Annotated in this window: 14 protein-coding genes; 9 read left to right on the top strand and 5 right to left on the bottom strand. The window is 73.5% G+C overall.

Going from position 1 to position 12,555, the window contains the following annotated elements; translation table 11 throughout:
* Nucleotides 1-89: 89 nt before the first annotated feature.
* Nucleotides 90-782, bottom strand: coding sequence for an adenosylcobinamide amidohydrolase (locus Sco07f_RS31060; protein ID WP_087792443.1), 693 nt, complete (start codon nt 780-782; stop codon nt 90-92).
* Between the two features lie 176 nt (nt 783-958).
* On the opposite strand from Sco07f_RS31060, the gene Sco07f_RS31055 reads away from it, so the two are divergent.
* On the top strand, nt 959-1,309 hold the full coding sequence (locus Sco07f_RS31055) for a hypothetical protein (RefSeq protein ID WP_007446395.1): 351 nt from the start codon (nt 959-961) through the stop codon (nt 1,307-1,309).
* Between the two features lie 63 nt (nt 1,310-1,372).
* Here the strand turns inward: Sco07f_RS31055 and Sco07f_RS31050 are convergent, their stop codons facing one another.
* A complete protein-coding gene (locus Sco07f_RS31050) occupies nt 1,373-2,569 on the bottom strand; it encodes a globin domain-containing protein (RefSeq protein WP_108989763.1) in 1,197 nt (398 codons plus the stop codon).
* A gap of 72 nt (nt 2,570-2,641) precedes the next feature.
* Nucleotides 2,642-3,088 carry a nitric oxide-sensing transcriptional repressor NsrR gene (gene nsrR / locus Sco07f_RS31045; RefSeq protein ID WP_007446394.1) on the bottom strand — a complete coding sequence of 149 codons (447 nt, stop codon included), beginning with the start codon at nt 3,086-3,088 and terminating at the stop codon, nt 2,642-2,644.
* Between the two features lie 150 nt (nt 3,089-3,238).
* On the opposite strand from nsrR, the gene Sco07f_RS31040 reads away from it, so the two are divergent.
* Nucleotides 3,239-3,721, top strand: a complete 483-nt coding sequence (locus Sco07f_RS31040; RefSeq protein WP_108989762.1) for a hypothetical protein — start codon at nt 3,239-3,241, stop codon at nt 3,719-3,721.
* Between the two features lie 31 nt (nt 3,722-3,752).
* On the opposite strand, the gene Sco07f_RS31035 is transcribed toward Sco07f_RS31040, so the two are convergent.
* Both Sco07f_RS31035 and Sco07f_RS31030 read right to left on the bottom strand, forming a co-directional pair.
* A complete protein-coding gene (locus tag Sco07f_RS31035) occupies nt 3,753-5,474 on the bottom strand; it encodes an MFS transporter (protein WP_108989761.1) in 1,722 nt (573 codons plus the stop codon).
* Complete coding sequence (locus Sco07f_RS31030; RefSeq protein WP_244942171.1) at nt 5,471-5,923, bottom strand: MarR family winged helix-turn-helix transcriptional regulator; 453 nt, start codon at nt 5,921-5,923, stop codon at nt 5,471-5,473. Before Sco07f_RS31030 ends, Sco07f_RS31035 begins: the two co-directional genes overlap by 4 nt.
* Before the next feature lie 111 nt (nt 5,924-6,034).
* Here Sco07f_RS31030 and Sco07f_RS31025 point away from each other — a divergent pair, with 111 nt between their 5' ends.
* From Sco07f_RS31025 to Sco07f_RS30995, 7 genes are all read left to right on the top strand, one after another.
* The gene (locus tag Sco07f_RS31025) at nt 6,035-6,727 is read left to right on the top strand and encodes a GAF and ANTAR domain-containing protein (RefSeq protein ID WP_108989759.1); all 693 of its coding nucleotides are present in this window, start codon (nt 6,035-6,037) and stop codon (nt 6,725-6,727) included.
* A gap of 172 nt (nt 6,728-6,899) precedes the next feature.
* On the top strand, nt 6,900-8,678 hold the full coding sequence (locus Sco07f_RS31020) for an ATP-binding protein (RefSeq protein ID WP_108989758.1): 1,779 nt from the start codon (nt 6,900-6,902) through the stop codon (nt 8,676-8,678).
* Nucleotides 8,675-9,082: a roadblock/LC7 domain-containing protein gene (locus Sco07f_RS31015; RefSeq protein ID WP_007446518.1), complete on the top strand. Its 408-nt coding sequence runs from the start codon at nt 8,675-8,677 to the stop codon at nt 9,080-9,082. Before Sco07f_RS31020 ends, Sco07f_RS31015 begins: the two co-directional genes overlap by 4 nt.
* A complete protein-coding gene (locus Sco07f_RS31010) occupies nt 9,079-9,426 on the top strand; it encodes a DUF742 domain-containing protein (protein ID WP_007446521.1) in 348 nt (115 codons plus the stop codon). Before Sco07f_RS31015 ends, Sco07f_RS31010 begins: the two co-directional genes overlap by 4 nt.
* Entirely contained in the window at nt 9,407-10,048 is a 642-nt protein-coding gene (locus Sco07f_RS31005) for a GTP-binding protein (protein ID WP_174855441.1), read from the top strand. Before Sco07f_RS31010 ends, Sco07f_RS31005 begins: the two co-directional genes overlap by 20 nt.
* Nucleotides 10,045-11,286 carry a cytochrome P450 gene (locus Sco07f_RS31000; protein ID WP_108989757.1) on the top strand — a complete coding sequence of 414 codons (1,242 nt, stop codon included), beginning with the start codon at nt 10,045-10,047 and terminating at the stop codon, nt 11,284-11,286. Before Sco07f_RS31005 ends, Sco07f_RS31000 begins: the two co-directional genes overlap by 4 nt.
* Nucleotides 11,283-12,506, top strand: a complete 1,224-nt coding sequence (locus Sco07f_RS30995; RefSeq protein WP_042825633.1) for a cytochrome P450 family protein — start codon at nt 11,283-11,285, stop codon at nt 12,504-12,506. The genes Sco07f_RS31000 and Sco07f_RS30995 overlap by 4 nt, the downstream gene beginning before the upstream one ends.
* The last annotated feature ends 49 nt before the right edge of the window (nt 12,507-12,555 follow it).

The raw sequence follows: 12,555 nt of genomic DNA, 5'->3' as shown, positions 1-12,555 counted from the left end.
ACAACCGTGGGGGCGGCCCGGCCGGGCGGCCCCCACGTGCGTGTGCCCGCGGCCTGCGCACTCGTACCGCGACGGCAGGGGCGCGGCGTTCACGTGCGGACGGGAGCGGGAAGCGCCGCGCCGACGGCCCGGTGGACGGCGCGGGCGAGTCGGGCGCCCCACTCGGAGCGGGGGCCCGCGAAGGCGTGCACCTCGGCGCCGTCGGCCGGGGTCCTGGCGGCGACGCACACCGCGTCGGTCGGGGTGCCGGAGCAGTCGAGACCGGCGTCGAGCAGTGCCTGGACCTTGGCCTCGGTCGCAGTCATCACCGCGTTGACGAGGGCGGCGTCGCTCAGCGCGACGGGCAGCGCGGCGACGATGTTGATCGTTCCGGGGGGTGCGGCCCCGGCGACGCCCTCGTCGGGCGCCGCCGCCCAGCCGCGCACCGAGACGCCGGCGGTCGCCACGGCCTCCGCCCCGCCGTCCCGCGCGCGTCCGTGGGCGGACACGTCGGCGGCCGTCATCAGGCCCACGCCGGGTCCGCGGGCACCGGCGGCCCGGGCCAGGCCGGCGAGGTGCCGTGCCGGGTCGGTGCGCCGGTAGCCGTGGGCGACCTGGGCGTTGAGCACCCACGCGGGCTCGGCGAGTCCGCCGCCCAGTACGGCGCTGCTGACCGTGCGCCAGCCCGGCCCCGGGCGCCACAGCAGGGCGTGCAGCCGTTCGCCGTCCTCCACCCGGGTCAGGTGTTCCAGGTCCATCGGGCAGGTGGTCCCGGCGCGGGGCGGAGGCAGGAGGGCGGGCACGGGTCGGGGGCTCCCAGCGGCGATCGGAGGAGGTCGGAGACGGACCGGACGATGGTACTCAGCGCCGGTGCCCCGGCGTCCGGCCACCCGGTCGGGCGCGGGGCGCATTGCGGACCCCGGTCGGGGCACCTTCACTGAACACAACTTCGCCACGAGGCGACGGATCGGAGGCCGCGATGCTGTCCCACACCCTGGAGCATGGGGTCCTGGTCATCACGGTGGACCAGGACCCGGGAATCGACGGGCGGGCCGCACTGACCACGCACATCACCAACCTGGTCGACGCCCATCGGCCGGCCCCCGTCGTCATCGTCCTGACCGAGCGGGCCGCCGGCCACGCCGCGGTCAGCGCGGTGCTCCGGGCCCATCAGTGGTGCGGGCGGCTCGACGTCCTGATGTCCGTCGTGACCCACAGCGCGCCGGCCCGGCGGCTGCTGGAGAACAACGCCGACACCTCGGGTCCGCGCCTGGTGGTGCACGCCCGCGTCGACACCGCGATCAGCACCGCGTTCACCGCTGCGGCCTAACGCCCGTACGGGAGTTCCGCGGCGGCCGGGCGTCAGCGGCCGGCCGCCGTCGAACCACCGCTGCTACTGCTGCCCGAGCCAGAGGTCGGGGCCGAACACCTCGTAGTGGACGGCCTCGGCGGGCACCCCGCGGCGCAGCAGGTCGCCGCGGACCGCGCGCATGAAGGGCACCGGGCCGCACAGGTAGACCGTGAGGTTCTCGGGCAGATCGATGCCGCTGAGGTCGGCGCGGCCGGTGGACGCCTCGGTCGCCCGGTCGCCGGGCTCCTCGTACCACAGGTGGAGCCGGGCGTCGGGCAGCGCGCGGACCAGGTCGAACTGCTCCTGCCGGTGGGCGTGGTCGTCGGGGGTGCGGTCGGCGTGCACCACGGTCACCGGGCGGGTGGCGCCCGCGGCGGCCAGGTGGTCGAGCATCGCCAGCATGGGCGTGACGCCGATGCCGGCGGAGGCCAGCAGCAGCGGGCCGTCGTGCTCCACCAGGCCCAGGTCGCCGAAGGGCGCGGACGTGGTCAGTACGTCGCCCTTGCGGGCGTTCGCGTGCAGCCAGGAGGAGACCTCGCCGTCGGGCAGGCCGCCGCCCCGGACGCGCTTGACGGTGATGCGCAGGTCGGGCCGGCCGGGGGCGGCGGACAGGCTGTACTGGCGGATCTGGCGGGCGCCGTCGGGCAGTTCGACCTGGACGCCGATGTACTGGCCGGGACGGAAGGGAGCCGGGGCACGGTCGTCGGCCGGCCGCAGGACGAGGGAGACCGCGTCGGCGCTCTCCTCGACCCGGTCGACGATCTCCATCGGCCGCCAGACGTCTCCGGCCTCGACACCGGTCTCCGCGTAGAGCCGGGCCTCCAGGGCTATGAGCGCGTTGGCCATCAGCCAGTACACCTCGTCCCAGGCGCGCGCGACCTCGGGAGTGACGGCGTCGCCGAGCACGTCGACGATGGCGGCCATGATGTTCTCGTGGACGATCGTGTACTGGTCGGGGGTGATGCCGAGCGAGGCGTGCTTGTGCGAGATGCGCGAGAGCATCACGTCGGCGCGCTCGTCCGGGTGCTCGAGCAGCATGCCGGCGAACGCGGCGATGGAGCCCGCCAGGGCCCGCTGCTGCTCGCCGTTGGCCTGGTTCCCGCGGTTGAACAGGTTCCGCAGCAGGTCGGGATGGGCGTCGAACAGCTTGCGGTAGAACACGTCGGCGATGTCACCGATGGCCGCCCCGACGGCGGGAAGGGTGGCTCGGACCACGGGAACGGACTGCTCGGAGAGCACAGCGACTCCTTAATTGGTAGATCAGATGCGTGTTTTTGGCCACAGCTCGGCGACCGCCGGGAGCAGCACCCCTCAGCCCGGGGGGCGCTCCGTCAGGCCGATCAGAACCGGGCCGGTCGGTGAGGCCACCAGGTCGGTCACGGTGAGCGGGTCGAGTGCGGCGTAGAACGCCTCCTGGGCGTCCCGGAGGGCGCCGCGCAGCCGGCAGGCCCCGCGCAGCGGGCAGGGACTCTCCCCGTCGCAGTCGACCACCTCGGCCTCCCCCTCCAGCTCCCGGACCAGCCAGCCCACCGAGGCGTGCCGCCCCAGGGCGGTCAGCGTCAGCCCGCCGCCGCGACCGCGCCGCGCCTCCACCACGCCCAGGTGCTGCAAGCGGGTGATGGCCTTCGCCGCGTGCGTGTACGGCACACCGACGACCTCGGCCACCTCTCGGGTGGCCATCGGTTCGTCACCGTCTCTCACGACCGCCAGGCGCATGACCGAACGCAGCGCCAGGTCGGTGAACTTCGTCAGCCGCACACCGGGAAGCTATCAAATGCACATGCTAGATTCGCCTTTACCGGGGGTACGGGCCCTGTGCAGTGCGTCACTGGACCGGCCGCACCCGGAGCGCGCCGCACAAGTGGGCGGCGTCCAGGCACGGTTGGGCACACGGATCGGCGGCATCTGATGGCAGTGGAAGACAGCGGCTCCTCCGGTACGGGGGTGGACGCCGATACAGGCACGGACGCCGGTACGGGCGCGGACGCCCCCCTCCCCCGGCTGCTGTGCGACACGGCGGAACTCGTGTCCCTGGGGAGCGACGCGCCGCCCGGCGCCCTGTGGAAGCTGGCGGAACCCGGACGGCAGCTCGACGCCAACGTCGTCCGTCTTCCCGCCGGGGGCCGGGTGGACACGCACACCGAGCCCGACCTCGACGTCCTGCTCCTCGTCCTCGCCGGTGAGGCCCGCCTCGACTCCGCCGACGGCGGGCATGCCCTGCGCGCGGGCACCCTGACCTGGTTGCCGCACGGTTCGACCCGGGCCGTGGTGGCCGGACCGGACGGGGTGACGTACCTGACCGCGCACCGCCGGCGGCCCGGCATGCGCATCCAGCCGCCGGAGGCCGCCGACCGGCTGAGGAGGCCGCTGGAGGGCGGCGACGGCGTCTGACCGGCGGCGGGGTCGGGCAGCGGCGGGCTTCTCAGCGTGTCTCGGCGCGCAGCTCCGTCAGCGACCGCACCGTCAGGGGGCGCGGTTCCTCGTCGGGGTCGACGAGGACGACGGTGCAGGTGGCGGCGTGGGTGAGGGCGGTGGTGAAGCTGCCGTCGGCGAACTGGGTCAGCGGGCCGCGCGGGGAGCGGCCGACCGCGATGGTGCGGGCGCCCGCCTCGGCGGCGTGCCGGGCAAGGGCACGGCCCGCGGCGGCGTGGTCGCCGACGCCGGTGAGGATCTGGCCGGTGGCCGCGACACCGAGGCCGCCGAGCCGGTCGAGGTGCGCGGTGACGGCGGCCTCCGCCTCCGCGTCGGTCTCGGTGTCGGCGGCCTGTTCCTCGACGACGGCGGTCTGCCGTACGTGGACGACCTCGAGCGGGCTCGAGGTGTCGCGGGCGAGCCGTGCGGCGGCGTCCACGACGGCGGCCGCCTCGTGGTGGGACCCGACGGCCACGACCACGGGCGACGCGCCGGTCGCGGCCGGGGCACCCACCGGGGTCAGCGTCGGGCTCACGGGCGCTCCCTCGCCGGGGTCCGTCTCGGCCCGGCCGAGCAGCCGGTGGCCGCTGGCCAGGACCGGGACGGCGAGCAGGAAGGTGGCGGCGCCGAGGTAGAAGGGGACGCTCAGGTCGGTGGCGTCGGCGAGCTTCCCGGCGACGTAGGGGGCCAGACCACCGCCGATGAAGCGCAGGAAGCCGTACGCCGAGGAGGCCACGGGGCGCTCTACCGGCGAGACGAGCATGACGGCCTGGGTGGTGAGGGTGTTGTTGACGCCGATGAAGGCGCCGCTGACGACGACCGCGACGATCACGGTGGTGGGGTCGGTGACCCCGGCGGCTATGACGGCCATGACGACGGCGAGGCCGAGCAGGTTGGCGTAGAGGACGGGCGCGGTGCCGTAGCGGGCCTGGAGGCGAGGGGCGAAGAAGACGCTGAAGGCGGCGACCAGCAGGCCCCAGCCGGTGAAGACCAGGCCGAGTTCGTGGGCGTCCAGCTCCATCGGGTACGGGGCGTAGCCGAGCATGGTGAAGAAGCCCCAGTTGTACAGCAGGGCCATGATGCCCATGGTCAGCAGGCCGCGGTGGCGCAGCGCCTTCAGCGGGGCCAGGGGTGAGGTGACCCGCTTGGGCCTGGGCAGGTCGGGGACGAGGGCGAGGGTGGCGATCAGGGCGACGGCCATCAGCGCGGCGACGCCGAAGAAGGGTCCGCGCCAGCTGATGCCGCCCAGTTCGCCGCCGAGCAGCGGGCCGACGGCGATGCCGAGGCCCAGGGCGGTCTCGTAGAGGATGATCGCGCCGCTGAAGCCGCCGCTGGCGGAAGCCACGATGACCGCGAGCGAGGTGGCGATGAACAGGGCGTTGCCCAGTCCCCAGCCGGCGCGGAAGCCGACGATGCCGTTGATGGAGCCGGTGGCGCCCGCCAGGGCGGCGAAGACGACGATGACGGCGAGGCCGGTGACCAGGGTGCGCTTGGCGCCGATGCGGCTGGAGACCCAGCCGACGAAGAGCATGGCGACGGCGGTGACGATCAGGTAGCTGCTGAACAGCAGGGAGACCTGGCTGGGGGTGGCGTCCAGGCTCTCGGCCAGCGCCGGCAGGATCGGGTCGACCAGGCCGATGCCCATGAACGAGATGACACAGGCGAAGGCGACGGCCCAGACCGCCTTGGGCTGCCGGAAGGGACTGGCGGCCCGTCCACGTGGTGCACTCATGCGCGGTCTTCCTCCGAGGTGTCCTGACGGTTGTCGATGACCCGGGCCAGGGCCAGGAGCGCGGTGGTGGTGGCCTGCTGTTCCGGCCCGGTCATGTCCTCCATGAGCTGCCTGAGGGCCACGGAACGTTCGGCGCGCCGCCGGGCCAGGATCTCGAGGCCGGCGGGCGTCACCGCCACGAGCACGCCGCGGCCGTCGCTCGCGTCGGCGGTGCGCCGGGCCAGTCCCGCGCGCTCCAGGCGCGTGACGAGCTGGGTCATGTTCGGCTGGGAGACGCCCTCGGCCCTGGCCAGCTCGGTCAACCGCTGCGGCCCCTCACGGCTCAGCCGGGCCAGCGTCGAGGCGGCGGCAGTGCTCAGACCGCCGGTCCGGGCGCTCTGCCGCACGTACCGGATCATCTGCTCCACGGCGATGATCAGCTCGTCCGGGCCCTGCGGCGACGTGTTCATAAGCGCATTATGCATTTAGATGTAGCGTGAAACAAGATGTTCGCCCCGGCGTCGCCCTGTTGCCCACGGCCGTCTCGGGGCACTCCTTCAGAGAGCGAGGGAGGAATCGGCATGGACGACTGGCGCGGGTTCGCCCAGCAGATGGCCTCGTTGGCCCGTGACCTGCTGGCCCAGGAATCGCTGAACGACACGCTCGAGAGGATCACCGCTTCGGCCACGGAACTGGTGGAGGACTGCGACGCCGCCGGCATCCTCATTCTGCGCGCCGATCACGTGCAGTCACTGGCCCCCACCGAGCAGGTGGTCGTCGAAAGCGACGCGTTGCAGGGGCGCCTCGGAGAGGGTCCGTGCTTCGACGCCGCCCGCAGCGACACGGGCGAGCGGCATTTCCGGATCGTCGACTTCACCGACGAGGCCCGGCGCTGGCCCAAGTACGTCCCCGAGGCGCGCAAGCTGAACCTCGGCAGCATGATGGGCTTCCTGCTGTTCACCGAGGACGAGAACCTCGGTGCGCTGAACATGTACTCCTACAAGCCCGGCGCGTTCACCGAGGCCGACGAGACGGCCGGCTGGCTGCTGGCCTCCCACGCGGCGGTCGCCTTCGCCAGCGCGCGTACGCACGCCCAGTTGCAGGAGGCCATCGGCACCCGGCACACCATCGGGGAGGCCATGGGCATCCTCATGGGCAGGCACCGCCTCACCGAGGACCAGGCCTTCGCGGCCCTGCGCCGGTACTCGCAGGACAACAACGTCAAACTGCGGGACGTGGCGGCCCGGGTCTGCGAGCAGGGTGGCCTGCCGTGAGGGGACTGGCAACTTGAGAGAACGAACAAGAAGTTGAACAAGTTTCTCTCTTTGGGATCACGAACACTCGTATAGTGATCGCCAGTTGAGTGCCGTGTGACAGCCCTCTGCTCGCATGCGCCCCGTTGGACGACACGAGGGCCGCTACGGCGGCCTGGCGAGGACCCGATTGATGACCGCGCCCGCCCGCACCGGCGACCGCCCCTCCCCCCGCGCCCTCGCAGCAGTGGCCCTGCCGTGTGCCGTCGTGGCGGCGCTGGTCGTCGGCGGCGCCGTGGCCGCGGCGCCCTCCTCGGTACGCCTTCCGCTCGGGCTGGGCGCGGGCGCCGCGGCGATCCTGCTCACCGCGGCACTGACGGCGGCCGTGCACGCCGTCCGCGCGGAGCGGGCCACACGGCGGCTGCTGGCCGCCGCCCGGGCGGACGCGGATGCCGGGCGGGCCCGTGCCGCGGCCGAGGCCGATCGTGAACGCGACGCTCTCACCGCGGAGTTCGTGCGCGAACGGGAGCGACTCACGGAGGATTTCGAGCAGGAACGCGCGCGACTCGCCGGGCAGCGGGCCGCGGAGACGGCCCGCCACGCCGAGGAGAGCGCCCGCCTCGGCGCGCGGCTCAAGCACGCCGCCGCCGAGCGTGCCGCCGCCGTCTCCGCGACCGCGAACGCGGCCGGCCGGATGCAGGCGCTGGCCACCGGGATGCTCGCCGACCTGCGCGCCATGGAGGAGCGGCACAGCGACGAGGAGGTCCTCGCCGACCTGCTCCACCTCGACCACCGCACCGCGCAGGCGGGCCGGATCGCCGACTCCGTGGCCGTCCTCACCGGGGCGCGCTCCGGCCGGCGTTGGGCGCGGCCGATCGGCATGGAGTCGATCCTGCGGGGCGCCATGGGCCGTATCGCCGGCTACCAGCGGGTGCGCGTGCACTCCACCAGCGACTCCGCGGTCGCCGGGCACGCCGCCGAGGGCGTCATGCACGCGCTGGCCGAACTGCTGGACAACGCGGCGAACTTCTCCCCGCCGACGGCGGAGGTCCACGTGTACGTGGAGGAGGTGCCGGCCGGGGTCATCGTGTCCGTGGAGGACAGCGGGCTGGTGATGGGCGAGGTGCAGCTGCGCCGGGCCCAGCAGGCGGTGGCCGGTGAGACGACGGGGCTCGGTGGCCTGACGGGCACCCGGCTCGGGCTCGCCGTGGTGGGGCGGCTGTCGGCCAAGTACGGGCTGAAGGTGTCCTTCCGGCCGTCCGCACGCGGAGGCACGGGCGTGCTGATGCTCGTCCCCCAGGACATCCTGAGCGGCCCCGCCGTCTCCGACGCGCCGGGGACGGCGCCGGCGGTCCCGACCGCACCGACGGTCCGGGCGGGCGGGGGACCGGCCCCCGCGCCGTCCACCCCCGAGGCCGGCGCCGAGCCCCCTCTCGCGGAGGTGGATCGCGAGCCGCCGCCCGTCCACCACCACGCGGACCGGGAACAGGACGGAAACCGGGACCGCGACGGGGACCGGAAGCGGAACCGCGACGGGGAGCGGGAAGCGGTTCAAGGCCGGGACGTGCTCCAGGCCCCGGGCCGGGATCAAGGCCAGGACCGGGATCAGAAACAGGACCGGCACCAGGACCAGGACCCGCATCAGAACCCGAACCGGGATCAGAACCAGGACGGGCATCAGAACCCGGACCCGCATCAGAACCCGGCGGCGCAGGACCGGGCCGCCGTGGAGCTGCCCAAGCGGCGCCGCGGCCGTACCCTCGCCGCCGCCGAACGCGCCCGGGCCGCAGCCCGGGCCGCCGAGCCGCGCCCCGCCCCCTCCGCCGAGGACGCCAAGGCGCGCGCGGCCCGCTTCAGCAGCTTCCGCCAGGCCGTACGGAACACCACCGGCGCCGCACCCGAACCGGCCGAGACGGCCCCCGACCACCCGTCCCACTCACCCGCGCACCCGGAAGGCGACACCACTCCATGACCGGCTCGACCACCGCCGACGAGAAGCTCACCTGGCTCATCGAGGGCCTCCTGGAGCGCACTCCGGGCGCGCGGCACGCGCTCGTCCTCTCCCGTGACGGACTCAAGCTGTGCCGCACCCCGGAGCTCTCCGTCGACCAGGCCGACCAACTGGCCGCCATCGCCGCCGGGATCCAGTCGCTGTCCCACGGCGCCTCCGTGGAGTTCGGCGACGGCAGCGGCGGGGTGCGCTCGGCGATGGCCGAGTTCTACGGCGGGGTCCTGTTCATCGTGGAGGCCGGTGAGGGCGCGCACCTCGCCGTCGTCACCTCGGAGGACGCGGACGCGGGGCTCGTCGGGCACAACATGAGCGAACTCGTCGAGCAGCTCGGCGAGCACCTCACCGCGCTGCCGCGCACCTCATGAGCCGCCCCGGCAGGGACGACGCGCCCGACCGCCTGTACACCGTCACCCAGGGACGCAGCAGCTCGGGTCGCGACAACCCCTTCGACCTGGTCACCCTCGTGGTCGCCGAGTGCGAGCCGAGGCCCGGCATGCAGTCGGAGCACACGGCGATCCTGAGGCTGACCGAGGCCCCCACGGCCGTGGTGGAGATCGCCGCCGAACTGCGGCTCCCGGTGAGCATCACCAAGATCCTGCTCGCCGACCTGCACGCCGCCGGCCGGGTGAGCGCACGCCACCCGTACACGGCAGCCGTCCCCGATCCCGACATCCTGGAGCAGGTGCTCGTTGGACTCCGCAATCTCTGACGCCCGTACCCCGGCGAGCGCCCCGGACCGCACCCCGCTGGGCGCGGCCGCCGACAACGGTCTGAAGATCGTGGTCGTGGGCGGCTTCGGTGTCGGCAAGACGACCATGGTCCGCTCGGTCAGCGAGATACGTCCCCTCAACACCGAGGAGACGATGACGCAGGCCGGCGAGGCGGTCGACGACATCAGCGAGGTGCGCGGCAAGTCCGCGACGACCGTCGCCTTCGACTTCGGCCGGATCAGCCTCGACGCGCGCAACGTGCTGTACCTGTTCGGCGCGCCCGGCCAGGAGCGGTTCTGGTTCCTGTGGGACCGGCTGTTCTCGGGCACGCTCGGCGCGGTGGTCCTCGTCGACACCCGGCGCATCGACGACTCCTGGTACGCCATCGACCGCCTGGAGCACCACGGCACGCCGTTCATCGTGGCCTGCAACGACTTCGGCGGCCCGGAGCACTCGCCCGAGGCGGTCCGCGAGGCCCTCGACCTGGACCCGCGGGTGCCGCTGGTCTCCTGCGACGCCAGGTCCCGGGAGTCCAGCAAGCAGGTGCTGATCACGCTGGTCGAGCACCTGCGGGCCCGCTACGGCGGCCACGCCGCCCCACCCCGACAGGAGTTCGTGTGAGCACCGACGCCCACGGCGTCCCGGGCGCCGTACCGCTCGGCGGCCCCCGCTTCCAGACCGATCCCGCCCTGCTGTACCGGCGGATGCGGCGCGAGCACGGCGCCGTCACACCGGTGGTGCTGGACGGCGACGTACCGGCCTGGCTGGTGCTCGGCTACCGCGAGCTGCACCAGGTCACCGGCGACCCGGTGCTGTTCAGCCGGGACTCGGACCTGTGGAACCAGTGGGAGAACATCCCGGAGGACTGGCCGCTGCTGCCGATGATCGGACGCAAGCAGCCGTCGATCCTGTACACGGTCGGTGAGCGGCACCGCGAACGCGCCGCCATGATCAGCGACGCGCTGGAGGCCGTCGACCCGCACACCCTGCGCGGCCACGCCGAACGCTTCGCCGACGAACTCGTCGACCGGCTCTGCGCCAAGGGCGAGGCCGACCTCGTCGGCGACTACGCCATGCTGCTGCCGGTGCGCGTGCTGGCCCGCCTGTACGGCTTCTCCGACGAGCAGGGCCCGGCGCTCGTCACCGCGCTGAACGACATGATCGACGGCAGGGAGCGGGCCCTGGCGGGCCAGACGCACCTCGCCACGTCGATGGCGGCGCTGCTGGCCGACCGGAAGGCGGCGCCCGCCGACGACGTCGCCTCCCGGATGCTGGCGGACGACAGCGGCTTCAGCGAGGAGGAGGTCGCCCAGGACCTGATGGTGATGATGGCCGCGGGCCACCAGCCGACGGCGGACTGGATCGGCAACTCGCTGCGCCTGATGCTCACCGACGACCGCTTCGCCGCGTCGCTCTTCGGCGGCCGCAACAGCGTCGCCGAGGCCATGAACGAGGTGCTGTGGGAGGACACGCCCACGCAGAACGTGGCCGGCCGCTGGGCGTCCCGGGACACGCAGCTCGGCGGGCGCCGCGTCCGGGCCGGCGACCTGGTGCTGCTCGGCCTCCAGGGCGCCAACTCCGACCCGCAGGTCCGCACCGACGGCTCCGCGCTCACCGGCGGCAACAACGCGCACTTCTCCTTCGGCCACGGCGAGCACCGCTGCCCGTTCCCCGCGCAGGAGGTCGCCGAGGTGATCGCGCGCACCGGCATCGAGGTCGTGCTCGACCGGCTGCCGGACATCGACCTGGCGGTGCCCGCCGGGTCCCTCACCCGTCGCCCCTCGCCCTGGCTGCGGGGGCTGACCGAGTTGCCCGTGCGGTTCACCCCGACCACTGCCCTGGGAGGCACGTCAGCATGACGACCGGCACCGAAGAAGCCCGGATCCCGCTGGACCCGTTCGTCACCGACCTGGACGGCGAGAGTGCCCGGCTGCGCGCGGCCGGACCGCTCGCGGCCGTGGAGCTGCCGGGCGGCGTGCCCGTCTGGGCGGTCACGCACCACGCGGAGGCCAAGTCCCTCCTGACGGACCCCCGTCTGGTCAAGGACATCGAGGTGTGGGGTGCCTGGCAGCGCGGCGAGATCCCCGCGGACTGGCCGCTGATCGGGCTGGCGAACCCCGGCCGTTCGATGCTCACGGTGGACGGCGCCGAGCACCGCAGGCTGCGCACGCTCGTGGCGCAGGCGCTCACGGTGCGCCGGGTGGAGCACATGCGGGAGCGGATCACCGAGCTGACCGACCGGCTGCTCGACGAGCTGCCGGCGGACGGCGGCGTCGTCGACCTCAAGGCCGCCTTCGCCTATCCGCTGCCGATGTACGTCATCGCCGACCTGATGGGCATCGAGGAGGCGCGGCTGCCGCGCCTGAAGGTGCTGTTCGAGAAGTTCTTCTCGACGCAGACCCCGCCCGAGGAGGTCGTGGCGACCCTCACCGAGCTGGCGTCGATCATGGGCGACACAGTGGCCGCGAAGCGCGCCGACCCCGGGGACGACCTGACCAGCGCGCTGATCCAGGCGTCCGAGAACGGTGACCACCTCACCGACGCGGAGATCGTCTCGACCCTCCAGCTGATGGTGGCCGCGGGGCACGAGACGACGATCTCCCTCATCGTCAACGCCGTCGTCAACCTGTCCGCCCACCCCGAGCAGCGGGACCTGGTGCTGGCCGGCAAGGCCGAGTGGTCCGCGGTGGTCGAGGAGACGCTGCGGTACTCGACGCCGACCTCGCACGTGCTGATCCGGTTCGCGACCGAGGACGTGCCCGTGGGCGACAAGGTGATACCCGCCGGGGACGCGCTCATCGTGTCGTACGGCGCGCTGGGCCGCGACGAGCGGGCGCACGGTCCGACGGCGGACGGTTTCGACATCACCCGTACGTCCGAGAACCGGCACATCTCCTTCGGACACGGGCCGCACGTGTGTCCGGGCGCGGCCCTGTCCCGGATGGAGGCCGGCGTGGCGCTCCCGGCCCTGTACGACCGCTTCCCGCGCCTGGACCTGGCGGTGCCGGCCGCGGACCTGCGCAACAAGCCGGTGGTGACGCAGAACGACCTGTTCGAGCTGCCGGTCAGGCTGGCCTGACCGCGTCCGGCCGCGGCCGGGCACCTCACCCGCGGGGCGTTTGCTTCCC

Origin of the sequence: Streptomyces coelicoflavus, from assembly GCF_003112555.1 — a bacterium.
In the GTDB taxonomy this organism is placed as follows: domain Bacteria; phylum Actinomycetota; class Actinomycetes; order Streptomycetales; family Streptomycetaceae; genus Streptomyces; species Streptomyces coelicoflavus.
Note: the sequence above shows the minus strand (reverse complement) of the source record. Positions and strands in the feature narration are given on the sequence as shown.

Excerpts from the sequence above, each read along its gene's own strand:
- Sco07f_RS31020 (WP_108989758.1), top strand. The coding sequence starts at position 6,900 with ATGACCGCGCCCGCCCGCACCGGCGACCGCCCCTCCCCCCGCGCCCTC.
- Sco07f_RS30995 (WP_042825633.1), top strand. The coding sequence starts at position 11,283 with ATGACGACCGGCACCGAAGAAGCCCGGATCCCGCTGGACCCGTTCGTC.
- Sco07f_RS31030 (WP_244942171.1), bottom strand. The coding sequence starts at position 5,923 with ATGAACACGTCGCCGCAGGGCCCGGACGAGCTGATCATCGCCGTGGAG.
- Sco07f_RS31055 (WP_007446395.1), top strand. The coding sequence starts at position 959 with ATGCTGTCCCACACCCTGGAGCATGGGGTCCTGGTCATCACGGTGGAC.
- Sco07f_RS31025 (WP_108989759.1), top strand. The coding sequence starts at position 6,035 with ATGGACGACTGGCGCGGGTTCGCCCAGCAGATGGCCTCGTTGGCCCGT.
- Sco07f_RS31010 (WP_007446521.1), top strand. The coding sequence starts at position 9,079 with ATGAGCCGCCCCGGCAGGGACGACGCGCCCGACCGCCTGTACACCGTC.
- Sco07f_RS31035 (WP_108989761.1), bottom strand. The coding sequence starts at position 5,474 with ATGAGTGCACCACGTGGACGGGCCGCCAGTCCCTTCCGGCAGCCCAAG.
- Sco07f_RS31015 (WP_007446518.1), top strand. The coding sequence starts at position 8,675 with ATGACCGGCTCGACCACCGCCGACGAGAAGCTCACCTGGCTCATCGAG.
- Sco07f_RS31040 (WP_108989762.1), top strand. The coding sequence starts at position 3,239 with ATGGCAGTGGAAGACAGCGGCTCCTCCGGTACGGGGGTGGACGCCGAT.